The organism is Neobacillus pocheonensis, assembly GCF_050477905.1.
GTDB classification, from domain to species: domain Bacteria; phylum Bacillota; class Bacilli; order Bacillales; family Cytobacillaceae; genus Neobacillus; species Neobacillus pocheonensis_A.
The window spans coordinates 115,619-131,853 of sequence record NZ_JBCNAD010000001.1 but is presented as its reverse complement, the minus strand read 5'-3'; the positions used below and the strand labels follow the sequence as shown (position 1 = coordinate 131,853).

Annotated in this window: 9 protein-coding genes; 2 read left to right on the top strand and 7 right to left on the bottom strand. The window is 40.9% G+C overall.

The window, feature by feature from the left end:
• Positions 1-6 precede the first annotated feature (6 nt).
• On the bottom strand, positions 7-3,363 hold the full coding sequence (locus ABES02_RS00655) for a polysaccharide deacetylase family protein (protein ID WP_430129708.1): 3,357 nt from the start codon (positions 3,361-3,363) through the stop codon (positions 7-9).
• Between the two features lie 616 nt (positions 3,364-3,979).
• Here ABES02_RS00655 and ABES02_RS00650 point away from each other — a divergent pair.
• On the top strand, positions 3,980-4,894 hold the full coding sequence (locus ABES02_RS00650) for a DMT family transporter (RefSeq protein WP_430129427.1): 915 nt from the start codon (positions 3,980-3,982) through the stop codon (positions 4,892-4,894).
• 399 nt (positions 4,895-5,293) lie between these two features.
• Here the strand turns inward: ABES02_RS00650 and ABES02_RS00645 are convergent, their stop codons facing one another.
• The 5 genes from ABES02_RS00645 to ABES02_RS00625 all read right to left on the bottom strand — a co-directional run bounded on the left by ABES02_RS00645 (position 5,294) and on the right by ABES02_RS00625 (position 14,222).
• Positions 5,294-6,880 carry an amidohydrolase gene (locus ABES02_RS00645; RefSeq protein ID WP_430129424.1) on the bottom strand — a complete coding sequence of 529 codons (1,587 nt, stop codon included), beginning with the start codon at positions 6,878-6,880 and terminating at the stop codon, positions 5,294-5,296.
• Positions 6,881-6,980: 100 nt separating this feature from the next.
• A complete protein-coding gene (locus ABES02_RS00640; protein ID WP_430129421.1) occupies positions 6,981-8,795 on the bottom strand; it encodes a hypothetical protein in 1,815 nt (604 codons plus the stop codon).
• 656 nt (positions 8,796-9,451) lie between these two features.
• Entirely contained in the window at positions 9,452-10,894 is a 1,443-nt protein-coding gene (locus ABES02_RS00635) for an amino acid permease (protein ID WP_430129418.1), read from the bottom strand.
• A 115-nt stretch (positions 10,895-11,009) separates the two neighbouring features.
• Complete coding sequence (locus ABES02_RS00630) at positions 11,010-12,986, bottom strand: hypothetical protein (protein WP_430129415.1); 1,977 nt, start codon at positions 12,984-12,986, stop codon at positions 11,010-11,012.
• 15 nt (positions 12,987-13,001) lie between these two features.
• Positions 13,002-14,222 (bottom strand): ATP-grasp domain-containing protein, encoded by a 1,221-nt coding sequence (locus ABES02_RS00625; RefSeq protein ID WP_430129412.1) that lies wholly within the window; start codon positions 14,220-14,222, stop codon positions 13,002-13,004.
• A gap of 306 nt (positions 14,223-14,528) precedes the next feature.
• Between ABES02_RS00625 and ABES02_RS00620 the strand changes: the two genes are divergently transcribed.
• On the top strand, positions 14,529-15,086 hold the full coding sequence (locus ABES02_RS00620; RefSeq protein ID WP_430129409.1) for a GNAT family N-acetyltransferase: 558 nt from the start codon (positions 14,529-14,531) through the stop codon (positions 15,084-15,086).
• Positions 15,087-15,284: 198 nt separating this feature from the next.
• Here the strand turns inward: ABES02_RS00620 and ABES02_RS00615 are convergent, their stop codons facing one another.
• Complete coding sequence (locus tag ABES02_RS00615) at positions 15,285-16,235, bottom strand: LytR family transcriptional regulator (RefSeq protein ID WP_430129406.1); 951 nt, start codon at positions 16,233-16,235, stop codon at positions 15,285-15,287.

The window sequence follows — 16,235 nt, the reverse complement described above, 5'->3', positions numbered from 1 at the left end:
ATTCCGTTATGCAGTTTCCTTACCCTTCACAATAGAGGTTTCCTGAGTTACATTACCTTTGCGTTTTAGTTTGCCCCAACCAACGGTCACTCCCTTTATTGCCGAGAAGATGGATTTTATCACCACATAAGTCATAAGCTGTTTGTACAAGATTCGTTGCAGAAACAATGAGACTAGTGGTTTGGGACTTTCTTTCTCCAATCGAAACGCATAAAGAGAAGTTAAGAAATCCAGCAAGTAAAAAAGAACAAATCCAATCGCTGCTCTTTCCGGATGTGAGTTAAAAAGGGCAAAAATGAACAATATATCTGCAATAGGTGAGATGGTTTGATAAATATATTGGAAAAGCCACATGTTTGGGAGGGCAATATATCCTAATGAGTGATGTTTTTTATTAAATAAAGCATCCCGATGTTTCCATAAACATTGTAACGTCCCATAAACCCATCGGTAACGCTGTTTTGCTAGACTTTTCATATCTTCCGGCACTTCTGTATAGGCATAAGCCTTTTCTTCAAATTCAATCTTTTTTCCATGACGTAAAAGAGTAAGAGTGATATCGGTATCCTCTGCCAGCGTATCCTCTTGAAAGTACCCTGCTTCTTCTACCGCCGTCTTTCTCCATGCGCCGATCGCACCTGGTACAACCGTAATGCAATTTAGAGCGGCAAAAGCCCTTCTCTCCAGGTTAAAGCCTGTCACATATTCGATATGCTGCCAGTTTGTCAGGAGATTTCCCTTATTTCCGACCTTCACATTACCTGAAACAGCAGCCACATTTTCATTTTTAAAATGGTTAACCAGCAATGAGATGGCATTTTCAGCGATGAGCGTATCTGCGTCAAGTGCCACCACGACTTCGCCGTTTGCCTCTTTAAAACCAAGATTAACAGCCGATGATTTGCCCCCATTGGCTTTTCTAATTAATCTGACAAGAGGATGGTTTGCATAAGTTTCTTGAACCACAAGCGCGGTATCATCTTTTGATCCGTCGTCGATAATCAGTATCTCGAAGCTTGAGTAATCGCTGGATAAAATAGAATCTACTGTTTTACAAATTACTTTTTCCTCGTTATAAGCCGCAATAACGACACTAACAAAAGGTGTAAAGCTAGGGTCGATCTCGGTCTCTTTATACCTTTTTACCTGCTTTCTCGAAAGGAAAACGAAGATAACCAGACGCAAGATTCCTAAAAGGATTGCTGAGTAGAACAGGAAACTTAAACCTACTTTCCAGCCTTGCATTACCATGAATACGGCCTTATTATAAACCAAATATGGGCTGTCCTTAACAGGAGGCATAATCTGACTATCACTTTTTCCAATTAGATCAGCAATGGTGGTAAATGTGTAGCCGCGCTTTTTGAGTTCTTTAATAATAATAGGCAAGGCTTTTACAGTGTTGGAGCGATCACCGCCAGAATCATGCATCAAGATAACATTTCCTTCTGGCAACTGTTCCAATACCCGCTTCACTATTTTCTCACTAGAGAGCCCTTGCCAATCATCTGAGTCAATAAATTCACTGACCGTGGTATAGCCCATATTCTGTGCTCGCCATATAGGCTTCAGTTCGCTTCCTGTGGTCGGTTCCGCATCGGCCACATACGGCGGTCGGAAGAGGGTCATCGAATGACCCGTAATTTCCTCAAATAAACGCTGATTTGCATTTAGCTCCATTTTCGTTTGAAATGGTGAGATGGATGCTATATTAGGATGGGTAAAGGTATGGTTGCCAATTTCATGGCCATATTTATACATTCTTTTAACCAGTTCTGGATGCTGCATTGTGTTTTCTCCAAGGATAAAGAAGGTCCCTTTGATATGATTCTTTTCCAAAATGTCCAATATTTGAGGTGTATAGGCAGGATCCGGACCGTCATCAAAGGAAAGCACAACCTCCTTATTTTTCGGTTTGCCATACCGTTCCACCTCGATAGGTTTTGGTAACTTCATATAGGTTTCGGTTTGAATCATCCCTTGTGGATCTAATTGAATCGTTCTTTTTCCTTTTTCTGATTGAGAATCAATTTTCAAAATCTCTCCAGCGCCAGTAAAATGAACAGGCTGATGACTGTCTAACGTTTTAAGGGCATTGGTTGGATCAGTCATTTCTTTTGGTTTATTCATGTAATTCCAAATAGAAGGATCTTCAGAACCGAGACGCCAAACCGCTATTCCTCTTGATCCGCTATCAATCGATAACTTCATTTGATTATAAAATGTAGCCGCATCTAAAAACCAAACGATATGGTTTTTTCCGTTCAATTTGTAGCGTAAATAAGGGTTGCCTGCTTGTTCATTCCAATGGATTTGGAGTTTGGTTCCAATTCCCAGATTCATGATATCGCCGAACGTCATCGTTTTTGCGGGCTGCTTGGAGTGTTCTTCCCAGTCGTAACCGTAGCTTCCTAAACTCACAATTAACTTTTGGGAAGGAATATGGAGCTGGTTTATGCTCTCTTTTACCCAATCGGCTTGAGCGACAGGCCCTGGTTTACTCATGGAGCTATGCTGGTCATACACCATGACAATCATTCGATCAACATTTGTTACCAAAGAGGCATAGTCAAAACTATTGTTCTTCGGAGGGACATCCAGTGTGACCATGAGACCATGTTGTTGAAAAGCTTCATAAACTTTATCCATAAAATGAGTGAAATGATCTTTGTCCTTTTGATTGATTTCTTCAAAATCTATATTTATGCCATCAAAGTCATTTGTTCTCACATAAGCCAACATATTTTTAATAAAAAGATCTTCAGCGCCGGGTGCAGTAAATAACCGGTGAAGAGTTTCGGCATCCCATTCATTATCAATATAATTAGTAACTAATGGGAGAACTTTTATATGATGTTCTTTTGCCACTGCAACAATGGACTTGTCAGTGCTGGTTTTAAGGGTAAGGCTAGGGGTTAGCTGCAGCCACTCCGGCACTAATGTTGTAATAGAATGGATATTCTTTTTAAAAGAAGTTTTGCTGTTTTCATCCCAATTCACGTAAAAACTATAAACTTCTTGTTTTTTGTTCAATAGACTCATATTTTTCTGAATAAGAGGTGAAGTACTTGTTTTTTGTATTTGTGAGGCGAGCTCAACTTCATTGAAACTTTTATTAATCGGCTCGATTCCGCTTGCGCTTTTATTCAATTGTAACTCCGGAAATTCTGGGTTCGAATTCAGGCTTTCAATAAAAATAGTCGATATTAAAATAATGAAAACAATAAATCCTACACTCATTCGTTTAATAATGGACCAGCGTCTTTTTGTAGGATCAAGGAAAACATGTTCTTGATCTCGCTCCCTTTTTTTTAGCCCTAAATTGTAAAACCAATGGAAGAAAAAATAGCAGAGAAGACCAATCAGACCTCCAAAGGCCCCTGATACAATGGTTTGTGAAGATTGTATTTTCGTTTTCAGGGCAGAAAATAACCAGTAATCTTCCAATACATGTATGTCCAGGAATGGTAAATGACGAATATTAGGAATAAAAATCGGAATCAACGTTCCAAGGAATAGGGCGACGATATTTAGACGAAACAAAAGTGAAAAAACAAATAATAGTGGAATCCTTAAACTATATAAAGGCAAAAAGGCCAGAAAAAAACCAATTGTACTTGCAACTGCACCAGCATTTCCAGTGACAGGTGCAAACAATGATCTAACAATCCATCTGAAAACTCGATTCACTTAGACTCCTCCCTCTAGGTGTAGTGTCGAAAAATGTATAACCATTTTAGATAGTTTGATTTTGTAAAAAGGAACGTTTACTAGAATTTATCCTAATGTTGTCCACTCAGCGGACAGTTTTTTCGACAAAAAATGACTAATCTTTAAAAGTTTAGGTTGAGAATTTAAGATTTTGGGGGTAGGCTGGCAAAGTCTTATTCATTTTTATATGGCAATAATTCAAATTATTGCCACAATTATATTTCCATGATAATCTTGATTCGGTACGAATTGATGGAGGTGAGAAGAATTGAACACCAAAGCTTTTATCATGGCATCGATCACGGTCATCATTTGGGGGTCGACTTTTGCTGCGATTCGGATCGGCTTACAAGGGGGCTATTCATCCGGCCACTTAATTCTCAGCCGTTACCTGATTGCGTCAGTTCTTTTTGCTATATATGCCTTATGGCCTGGTGTGAAATTTAGGCTGCCGAAAAAAGAAGACTTGCTGCGAGTTCTAGTTCTTGGCTGGGTTGGCATCAGCATTTATCATATCGGGGTTACGTTTGGTGAACAAACTGTATCAGCGGGGACTGCTGGTATGTTAGTATCTTCTGCACCTATTTTTACTGCACTTATTTCTGTATTTATTTTAAAAGAACGTATGGGTTTGTTTGGCTGGATTGGATTGGCTTTAGGTTTTGTGGGAATCGCTATTATTACATTGGGAACTGCAGGCCCGTCTTTCCAAATATCCAAAGGCGCCTTTTTAGTTCTCATGTCTGCCGTGGCGACGTCTGTGTTGTTTGCCTACCAAAAACCTCTCTTGAGACGCTATACATCGATGGAATTAACCGTGTATTTTACGTGGGCTGGAACGCTGCCATTTTTTATTTTTTTTCCAGGGCTGCTTGAGGATATTCAACATGCGACAATGGAGGCCAATATATCCGCGCTTTATATCGGTATTTTTCCGACGGCTATTGGTTATGTCACATGGGCAATCGCGCTCGGGGCGGGAAAGGCAGGGGCTGTTACGAGTATGTTATATATTGAACCGGTATTTGCGGTCCTAGTTGCGGGTATTTTGCTACAAGAATGGCCAACGATGCTTTCCATTAATGGCGGTGTTATTGCAATTGCTGGAGTCATCGTTGTTAATTTACTAGGTTCCAAGAACCAATCTACCGCAAAAAAGGATCATAAGGTTGAAATAACCTAAATTTGGTATCATGTTCGAAAGGTTGTTGATGTTTCCGTAGTTCTATGGGACATTATCAAGTATAGAACGTGGAGTTTGTCCCATAGCGAGGTTCTATGGGACATTTTTCAAGTATAGAAAGTGGAGTTTGTCCCATAGGGAGGTTCTATGGAACATTTTTCAAGTATAGAAAGTAGAGTTTGTCCCATAGAGTGGTTCTATGGGACATTTTCAAATTTTAGAAAGGAGAGTTTGTCCCATAGAGTGGTTCTATGGGACAGTTTTCAAGTATAGAAAGTAGAGTTTGTCCCATAGGGAGGTTCTATGGGACAATTTCCAAGATTAATAGTTGATTTTGTCCCAAAGGGCTCTTCTATTTTTTCAATAACGTATTTCGATTCCATCCTCTTTGCCCGCCAATTATCTTTGAAAAACTAGATTCCCAGCCATGTAAGTTTCCTCAACCCGAATTCTATCAATCTTGTCATTATCCATTTCCAATATGTCCTGTTCAAGCACGATAAAGTCAGCATGATAGCCTGGAGCCAGCTGACCAACGTCGGGGATTCCTGTAATCTCGGCTGCTTCTTTTGTGTAAAGCCTAATGGCGGTGGCGACGTCGATTCGTTGTTCTTGACCAGTATCCGCCCCATTATAGGACAAACGGGTGACTGCTGACTTGATTCCAACAAACGGATTTGCAGGATCTGCCCAGGCAGTACATGGGGCATCGGAAGAAAGTGCCACTTTTACACCTGCTTCCAGCATTGATGGAATTGGATAGGTCTGCTTGGTCCGCTCCAACCCAAGATTATTATGGTAGCTTTCAATTTCGGCAAAGATAAAAATAGATTGGGTCACAATCGCCATGCCCATTTCAGCAGCGCGCCTAAGGGCCCGAGGTGTTGGCATTGCTGCATGTTCCATTCGAATCGATGGCGTATCGGTCAACCAGCCTTCTTCGCCATAGAAAGTATCAATGATTAAGTCAATCGCCTGTCCGCCCATCGCGTGGATGACCAATTGGACATGGTGCTGTTTGGCTGCTTTTGCCGCAGCGACTAACTCTTCCTTAGACGTCGTTAGAATCCCGTAATTTTCTTCTTCTCCTAAAAATGGCGTATGGGCCCAGGCCGTTTTTCCAGAGACGCTGCCGTCTGAAAACAGCTTGATGCCTCCGATATGAATTTGATTTTCTCGATTAAGATGATCGGGATTCAATCGTGGCTGCTCCTTCAAATCCTCCCAAAGATAATAAAGCACCGACCGCTGTTTTAGCCCTTTTTTGACCGCTGTTTTATACAACTCGATGTAATCTTCAGGTTCAGTTCTGCTCGAAAGATCCGTTATCGCGGTAATTCCATGTGAGAGCAGGAAGGAGCCTAACGCAGCAAGGGATACGGCGGTATCTTCAAGAGATTTCGCCGGCATGATGCGATGAACGAGATCTTTGGCATTTTCCCGTAAGATTCCTGTTGGTTCGCCACTAGAATCCCGGTCAATCTCTCCGCCTTCAGGGTCAGCTGTCTCTTTCGTAATGCCTGCAAGTTTTAATGCTTTACTGTTTACAACGGCAATATGAGTACATGTCCGAGTAATAAAAATCGGAATGTCTGATGTAGCTTGGTCTAAATCCCAGCGTGTTGGTGCTCTTTGCTCGAGCAATTTCCCTTCATCATACCCCCAGCCTTCAATCCATTGGCCTTTTTCCAGGGTTTTAGATACATTCCGAATTTGTTCAATTAAATCTGTGATGGAATTAACGAGTGGAGGGGTACAGGCGATTTGAGTCGAAGCATTGGCAAGCCAGAGAGGGTGCAAGTGGGCATCAATCAGTCCCGGAAGCACTCTTCTGCCGTTTAGGTCCACAATATCCCCTTCGATTTTTTCTAATTCTGTTTGTTCACCAATCCAGAAAATCCTACCATCACGTACGATCATGGCACTGGCATAGGGTTGCTCAGGATTTGCGGTAAATATTTTTCCATTAATAAACGTTTTTTTCATTTCATGTTTTCCCCTTTCTATTCATTTAAATATCCCCCTTCGCGACAATTAAGTGAAGGGGGATAATCTGAAGTACCATTGACGTATGCGGTTATCTATTCTAATTTGAAAAGTGAAAAGCGTATAAGCAGTGAAGGAAATCATCAAATGGAAGAGACGACTCACCCTCAAGCTCGCCATTGTCGGAAACGCTAGTTCGAATGGAGTTGCCCCACACTTGAAGACTGTCGTTATTGGGATTGTAAAAATAAACGCGCAGGCAGCCTTTTGGGTCAAGGCCAACCCTTTGAATCAGGACAGCATGGGCTCCAAGCGCTTGACCAGATTGGCTGTAAATAATAATGCCGGCCGGCTGAGGGAGCCCTTCATTTATCGTTGGATTGCACAGAGGGTGATAGTAACGGCGGAATTTGGCGATAAACTCTAAGTCATTAAAGGCATCAGAAAACTCATTCCAGATTCCTTTGATATGAAAAGCCGGGTTGATCCATTTATGGGGATCCTGCCCGCGTCCTTTAGCAGCGTTTAACATCTCAAAATAAATGGAATCAAGGTGAGGAATCAAGAGCAGCGAAACGGTATCGATATTATCTTCATCGTCCATAGGTGCTTGCGTGAGCAAATCAGAGGAAAGGGTCCTTCCCTCAAATTCGATGGTGATTTTGCCGTGTTCGAGGAACTCGTTAAACATGTTGAGGAGCTTGACTGGCTCCTTTTGTGACCAATAGCTGATGGCTCTTGTCGATTGGCAGGTTGGGTTAAATCCTTGACCAATACCAAGCGGCTGCCCTAGAACACTAATCATTTCTGAGACTAGCAAGGAACGATGCACAGCTTGATTTTTATGAACTCCAGTCAGTCTTGAGTTGATTTTTTTATGAAGGGGAACCTTCATCAGCTTTTCTAGTTCTTCCATCAATTCTTTTGAAAAAATATCCCTCTGCAGGAGGCGGATTAACCCATAAACGCTTCTCCGTGTTTTGATGGTGACGGCTGTGTCAATTAATTTTGATATAAACGACTGATTTAAACGTATGTTTTTTCGGGCTGTTTCGTCCAGACACAACATACTTTGCAGTAAATCTTGCTTTTCTTTATTGATATAGGTTAAGAAAATGGCATGGAACGGTGAAACTAAACCGGTTTTCTGCATGGATTCCCTCAGCTGCCCCGCTTCCCGAATTAATACTAAATCGTTACTCGCTTTCAATATCAATTCATACTTTTCGATGGAAGTTGACTCCGATAGCTCGGATGGCGAATATACTGCTTTTTCGTAATGCATCAAGCTGGAATCTTTTTCTTCGAGGCCGCCGGCTAATCTTTTGGCGCTGGCAATCAATTTCAGTATTTTGTCCGTTACGATCGGCCTTTGGACGGCTAGATTATCGACCTCCTGATACAGGCTTTGAAAAACGAGCGGCGAAAAGCAGTGGTCTGAGATAAATCCTAAAATCTCCGACGCCTGTTTATCTTTGTACAACTGCATGACGCGATTTTCTTCCGTTTCCCTCATTAATAATAGATCCAGGTTTAGTGCCATTACCTTTGTCAAAAATTCAGTTGCTTCAAACGCTGACATTTCCGGATGGACATAATCACCTCTAGCAATGGCGAGAATTCGTAGCTCGCTTAAGGCTTCGGCTGCTGCCATAGTCCCGCCGGCATGGAAGGTACCTCGCACGAGAACTGGGTTGAGCTTTTTGACATTCTCCCATGGCTTTCCGGCAAATAGCCCGGCTTCGTCCAAGAGATGTGCATATTTAAAAAGCTTTACCAATCCATTGGGCTCGATGAGCAGGGCAGCTGCTTCTTCTAGAACGGCTTGTTGAAAAAAACTTTTATTGGATGCTTGCCGCAGCTGATGTAATGCTTTTTGAAACGAATTCTCTGAAGAATACAGAAAAAGTCCCATATGTCCATTTTCCTTTCCAGAAAATTTCTTCTACAGTATCTTATTGATGATATTTATTGTGCATGACAAATAAGAGGAAAAAACAAAAAGGAATAAATATTAATTTATTTAATTTTATGAATATTACAAAAATTAAAGTGATTATTCATTAATGTAACATATAGATAATGGATAATTCAAATAAAATATTTTTACACAAAAAGATCAGAGGTAATTTCCAATTAAAATCCAGCAAATGTCGTAAGTATTGTAAAATATGTAGTAAGTGTTCGAATATATGTTGTAAGTGCTAAAAATTATGTAATAAGTATTTAAGGATTTGTTTAATTTCCAGTTAAAATCCAGGAAATGTCGTAAGTATTGTAAAATATGTAGTAAGTGTTCGAAAATATGTAGTAAGTGCTAAAAATTATGTAATAAGTATTTAAGGATTTGTTTAATTTCCAGTTAAAATCCAGGAAATGTCGTAAGTATTGTAAAATATGTAGTAAGTGTCCGAAAAAAGGTAGTAAGCGGCTAAAAATAGGTTATAAGGGGCCAAAAATATGTAATAAATATTTGAAGGTCTAGGAGCCACGAATAAAAGTATTTCTTTTTACAAAATAAAACAAAAAAAGGACCACGAAAATGATATTTCGGGTCCCTTTTTACTAGAATTAAATAACCATTTTTTTATTTTCATTCAAATCTATTTCATGTTTATCTTCAAGGTCCTGTTCACGATGCTTTTTAATTCTAAAATGATAGATGAGGTAGCATGCTCCCACAAACGGTGCACCAAGATAAAGGGCTAATCGCTGTGCAGGGTCAAAGGCTAAGCTTACCAGTACAGAAATGTTTAACAACAATCCAATGAGAGGCAGCACTGGGAAAAACGGTGTTTTGAATTTAAGGTCAGCCACATCGCCGCCTTCACGGATAAATCTTCGGCGGAAGGCGATTTGCGAGGCTGAAATAGAAATCCAGCCAACCTGAGCACCTAATCCTGCTACAGACAAGAGCCACATAAATACCGTTTCCTCTGCAAAGAATCCTGAAAGGAGTGATAATAGAGCAATTCCGAGCGTAAACAAAAGGGCGTTAATTGGTACGCCGCGTTTATTTACTTTGGTAAGATAAGGACTTGCCATTTTTTCTTTTGACATCGCGTACAACATCCGAGTGGCAGCATATAGACCAGAGTTAGCAACGGAAAGCAGGGCAGTAAGAATGACAAAATTCATAATGTCCGCAGCGTAAGGAATTCCGATACTATCAAATACGACGACAAAGGGACTTTCGACCACTCCGGCTTTTTCCATCGGGATTAAACCGGCTACGACAAATATCGCTAAAACAAAGAAGAAGAGGGTACGCCAGACAGTTTGTTTAATCGATTTCGGAATCGTCTTTTCCGGCTCTTCACTTTCCCCAGAAGCAATCCCAATTAATTCGGTACCTTGGAAGGAAAAATTCACTGCGATCATCGTCACAATTAACGCTGAAAATCCGTGAGGTAAAAGCCCGTGTGATGTGAAATTCGTTAAAAATGGTGCCGTATGGCCGCCTTTCATTTCGATGAATCCAAACATTGCGGCTCCACCTAAGACGATAAACAGAATAATTGCGGTGATTTTAATACTTGAAAACCAAAATTCTGCTTCACCAAACGCTCTTGCTGAAAGAGCATTTAGTAAGAATAATAAGACGGCAAAAATAGCACTCCAGATCCAAACAGGTGCATCAGGAAACCATCTTTGCATCAGCTGTCCAGCAGCTAAAAATTCTAATGCCACCGTAACAGCCCAGCCTAACCAATAAAGCCAGCCCAGGGCAAAGCCAGTTCCAGGACCAATGAATTTTGTTGTATACGTTTGGAACGATCCAGAAACCGGCATAGCGACAGACAATTCGCCGAGACATAGCATCGTTAGAAACATGATAAAGCCTCCCACGATATAAGAAAGAATCGCCCCTGTCGGCCCAGCTTGACTGATGGTGTAGCCCGAGCCTAAGAAAAGTCCCGATCCAATGACCCCTCCAAGTGAGATCATAAATAAATGCCTTGTCTTCATGGTCCTCTTTAGTTCATGTGTTCCGTTGTTTTCCTGTAAATGCATAAAATCCCTCTTTCCTATTTTTGAGAATATGCTTTCTTTATCGTTGGATGATAGCTTTATCTCAGGAAGTGCGGTCTAGTCCATATGCATCAATCCAAAGCCTGGACTTCTCGTATCAAGCCCAAACGTAATTTTTCCCCCAACTTTCTTTTGCTAATGCTTCCACTTCTTCCACTAGGCGGTCTTCCACCATATAAGTGTCGCCTTGCACAAAGGGGTTATAGTGGAAAGCATACATTCTAGAAATAAACTCATGGAACGGCAAGGATGATTCTCCTTCGAGTTCACCGAATCCTGAGACACTTGCCTTGATGCCCTGACCCCAATTCTGGGACGAATCGTTGTGAGGATTGTAAAAATAAATCCGGTATTCACCGTTCTTGTCTTTCTTAATCCTTTGGATGGAAACAGCGTGAAGCCCTAGCAGTTCCCCGTGTACGTTTGTACTGAAAATGCCAACAGGATTTGGATAAATCAATTCAAAGCCTTCATTATATTCTGGGTGGTGGGTGGCATAGAATAACTTGACGAAAGCTGGATAATTTGTGACATTAAGTGTTATTTGGTCAATCACATTAATAAAGCCTCTTGGAATCCACTCACCGTAAAATTCCGGATTCACCCACTTATGTCCATCCTCACCGCGAAGAAGGGTCCGTCTCAACATTTCTTTATAAATTTTATCGAGATGTGGTACTAGAATAATCGATACCGGATCCAAATCGTGATGGCTTTCACTTGCCGCTTCGCCTAAAAGCAGACTTGAATGGATGGGTTCTCCTTCAAATGTCATGTTGATGTCATGGTCACGTGCGGCGCGAATAATGTGTTCCAATAGCTGTCCGATTGCATGCTGAGACCAGAGGGAAATGGCCCTCGCTGAATGGCAGGTTGGATTATGACCTTGTCCCACTCCAAGCGGCTGTCCAATCACACTCATGACTCCGGCAATAAGCAATCCGTTGATGCTGATTCCACCATGTTCCATCTCAGAATTTGTGAGCGCTTGACGTACAAGAGCATGAATAGGAAGCTCGAACAGGCTGCTTAAGGCATATCGGGTGGAGTCAAGCGCTAGCACTCCACGGTCAAGCATCCTTGCAAGACCATAAATGGCCTGCCGGGTTTCAGGATAAATGGAAATCTGGATGATGTCATGGATGAGTTTTTGATTGGCCGTATAGCTGGCCAGTCCTGTTTCGGATAAATCAAGGGACGCTGGAATCAGCGTGCTATTCTTCCGATTAAGGAAGCGAAGCAGAACCGCATGATAAGGGGAAACAAGCCCCGTATCTTTCATCGCTTTTGCAAAAACTTTAGCCTCATCCTCAAGCTTATCTTCAGAAGCGTTTTCTAAGTTAAGTCTGTAATCTCTTTGATTTGCCACATTCTTGCTTAGCGGTGTTGGCGCATTAGCAGCACGTGAGTACTTTTCAAGCGCTTCTGCGGTATCTTCCTCAATGCCGCTTTTAATTAGTGGACCTGACATGTTGATCATATTTAAGATCCGGCCTGTGATGATCGGCCGCTGTACGGTAAGACGTTCTATTTCTTGAACAATCTTCGCCGCTATAGCTTTAAAGGAAAGCTCCTGACCAAGGTAATGGAACAAGCGCTGCGCTCGGATGATATGATCTTCAACCACTACATCCGCCGGGAATAACAGATCAAGATTAAGAGCAAGAACTTCATTTAAAAAGGAACTTGCCTCTCCCATGCTCATGTCTTTATGTATGTAATCGCCTTTGGCAATCGAAAGGATTCTCATTTCATTTAATAATTCAAGAATGGAATTGAACCCTTCTTTTAATTTTAATGAACCGCCAACGAACGGTGGCTGCATTTTAGTCGGGTCCTCCCATAGGCCGCCGTGGAAGACACCCGCATGATCAAACCGATTGGCATTTTCATAAAGGACGGAAAGTCCATCATCTGACCCGGCAAGCTCAATCGCCAGTTGGCAGACCTCTGTCTGATAGAGGCTTTTCGCGAAAGGCTTTGCCTGTTCAAGCTTGTCTAGCGCCGTTTCAAATTTATTTTTTAAAACGAAAGTTTGTTTGTTCATCTTTTTCTTCATTGTTACTGTGCTCATGTTTCTATTCCCCCCTTATAGATAGAAATCATAATTTTCATATTTTTTCATGAGCGACCTGATTTCTTCGCTGTCTTTTCCAAAAAAGAAAATGGTGCCGTAGTGATTTCCAAAGCCCACTCGTTCGGCCACCTTCGAGGTGACTGGAATGAACATATCATGTTTATCAAAATAGGAATGCGTTTTCAGTTCTTCAGGCAGATTGAGTTTGTTGATGGATTTTACATTTGGATAAACCATTAAACTGCCGGCATGGCCTTGTGCTGAAACGACTTCTTTAGGGAAAAAGGCTTTCAATTCTTCTTCGGTTGTGTCAGGATCGCTGCAAAGCACCTGGGCTTGAAACGGACTAAAGCCATATGCTTTTTCTATTAATTCAAAAATATGGCCGCCAGGAACACGCGCCGCTACTTCCCCGAAATACAAAGTTCCATCTGGTGTAACGAAATATTCAGGATGGATAATGCCGTATTCGATCTCAAAAGCAGCTACTAGTTTCTCAATTGCTACGGTAATTTGCGGCCGCCATTTTTCAAGGGAAGGAGAAGCAGGGATGAAATTGGAATGGCCAAGCTCAACATATTCGGTAATATTTAAAAATCGTACCTTGCCATTATGTATAAAGGCTTCACACGAAAATTCCTGGCCCTCCAAGTGACTTTCCATTAGAAGAGGAAATTCAGAATCATTAATTTTATCCACATCTCGTGGGTCCCTAATCATGTGGTGGCCGACTGTACCGGCTTTATCAAAAGGTTTGACATGAATCGGTTCATTGACTTCTCCATCAAGCTTCAGTAATGCTTCATTCACTCGTTTGAAAAACCAATAAATATCATCTTTTGAGTAGGCTTCTTCAAATATTCCGACTCGGATGCCGGCTAATTGTGCTCTACGCTTCATTAAGCCCTTGTCTCTTAAAAGCAGGGATTTTTTGTAAAGTCGGGGGTTATTTCTCAGCTTCGCATTCAGGATACCAGCCCATTCAACGGTTTCTTCATAAATTGGAACCGTTACTTTCGTATTGAACTCGTTTAATTTTTCACAAAGTTCGTCAGATCTTTCGATTGAAAGGTCAAATTGCCATGGAATAAACGGGATCCCATTTGTGTCTGCAAAATCTTTAAATTCAGGAGGACCAACGACAACATACGGACGTTTCATTTTGTCTATTGCTTCAATGGCTTGCAGGCTCCAGCCCAACAATGCTGTTCTACTACCTTTTTTCTCTACCATTCCATAACACCCCTACCTTTTGATGTATGTACGTGTAACCAGTGATAATTTTATCAAAAAACTATTTATTGAATAATAAAAAATATTTACAATATTCGACGAAAATCTAGCTTATGACACGAGTGTAATGCCGTTTTCCTGATATTTCGGCAAAAAATCCAGTTATTTTGTCGATTTTATGTTGGAAAAATTGTTTTATTGTTGGAATATGTTAGAAATTTTCGACAATATCTCCGTAGGAAAATTATTGTCATCGTTTTAGAATAGGTGGTGTTGTGAACAAATGTTATTGGGAGGGTAATATTGATGAGCGACTGGTATAGTAGATTAACAGAGTATTTTCCAGAAAAAGAAATGAAATCAAAAAGGCATTTTGAGTTACTTTTTCAAGAAAAGCAAGGAATCTATCAATTACTAGAAGGTCCAGACTACGTGGTTGTTTATTTCGAAAAAGCAGATTATTTGTTTATTGATTTTATTATCGTGTTCGGAAGCAACCGGGGTAAGGGCAGGGGCAGCGTGATTCTTAATGAGCTAAAACAAAAGGGGAAAGCCATCATATTGGAGGTTGAGCCGGCTACACCAAGGGATCCTGATTCGGAAAAAAGAATCCGGTTTTATGAAAAGAATGGTTTCTTAAAGATGGATGGCATTGGTTATGAAAGAATCCATGTGGTCACAAAAGAGTTGAATAAAATGGACATTTTCTGCTGGTCGCCCGTACATACACCGGAACATTGGGTCTATGATCGAATCAAAGATACATATGTAGAAGTACATGCTTTTAAAGTTAGTGAACTGTATGGGTGCAATCCCCAGCATGTGTCAGAGGTACTTTGGCTGAAGGAGCCGACGTATAGTTAAACTTGCAGGAGAAATCATCAGAGATTACCACCTTAAACAACATTAATACTATGTTTATATATTTTTTTAGAAAAATTTCTGTTTTTTTGAGTTGGAAAAGAAATAAGCTCCCGATTTTTATGGCGGGGAGCTTACTTCTTTAACATGGTAAAGCACCTAATTTCATGGGTGTTTTTTCAGAATGGAATTAAACTTCAATCAACTTTCACTATTCTTTAATTCAAGTTGATTTTTTAATTCATTTTGGACTCTTTGCTTTTCTTCAGGAGAAACTAGTCCGTAATAAATGCCATCAATAATTTTTCCTTGTTCTTCTAGCTCCATTTGCTGAATAGATGAGCCGATATGTTTATAGCCTTTTTGAATCGAGACGATTTGGTCAAAGGTAAGGTTTGTTTTTACGTTCTCTCCGAGGACAGTAAAAATATCGGAAAACTTTGTTAAGCTTGAAATACTAGCTCCTTTTTTGACCACGCCTTCAATAATTTGGCGCTGTCTTGATTGGCGGCCAAAGTCGCCTCGCGGATCTTCATGTCGCATTCTTGTATAGCTTAAGGCTTCTTTTCCATCAAGAGTTAATTTCCCTTTGGCAAAATGGAATCCGTCCTCGGTGAAATCTAAATCATTTTGAACCTTTACACCGCCAACGGCATCGACCATATCGGTGAAGCCTTCCATATTAACCTCGATATAATAGTCTATCGGAATATCAAGGAAGTTTTCAACCGTCCTCATCGCCATTGGAATACCGCCAAATGCATAGGCGTGGTTAATTTTATCTTTTTTTTCTTTACCGATTATTTCAGTCAGAGTGTCACGCGGAATGCTAAGCATTTTCACTGATTTATTGTTTGGGTTGACCGTCAGTAGGATCATCGTATCAGAGCGGCCCCGGTCGCCTTCACGCTCATCAACCCCCAGCATTAATACCGAAAACGGATCCTTTGCTTTGACTGATACCGGTTCCTTCCGTTTTTCAGAGTGTTTTAGCTCAAGCGGCTGCTGCATCGCTTCAACGGCATGATATAAAGATTTATAGACAGAGTATCCGTAAACTCCTCCGCCAATTAGCATCAGAAGAAGAATGGTGCCCGTCACCTTCACCCATTTTCTAAGTCTACGCTTCTTTTTCTTTTTTTGAGATCTCAA

Coding starts and splice junctions, on each gene's coding strand:
- ABES02_RS00635 (WP_430129418.1), bottom strand. CDS start 10,894: ATGCATTTACAGGAAAACAACGGAACACATGAACTAAAGAGGACCATG.
- ABES02_RS00620 (WP_430129409.1), top strand. CDS start 14,529: ATGAGCGACTGGTATAGTAGATTAACAGAGTATTTTCCAGAAAAAGAA.
- ABES02_RS00625 (WP_430129412.1), bottom strand. CDS start 14,222: ATGGTAGAGAAAAAAGGTAGTAGAACAGCATTGTTGGGCTGGAGCCTG.
- ABES02_RS00640 (WP_430129421.1), bottom strand. CDS start 8,795: ATGGGACTTTTTCTGTATTCTTCAGAGAATTCGTTTCAAAAAGCATTA.
- ABES02_RS00645 (WP_430129424.1), bottom strand. CDS start 6,880: ATGAAAAAAACGTTTATTAATGGAAAAATATTTACCGCAAATCCTGAG.
- ABES02_RS00630 (WP_430129415.1), bottom strand. CDS start 12,986: ATGAGCACAGTAACAATGAAGAAAAAGATGAACAAACAAACTTTCGTT.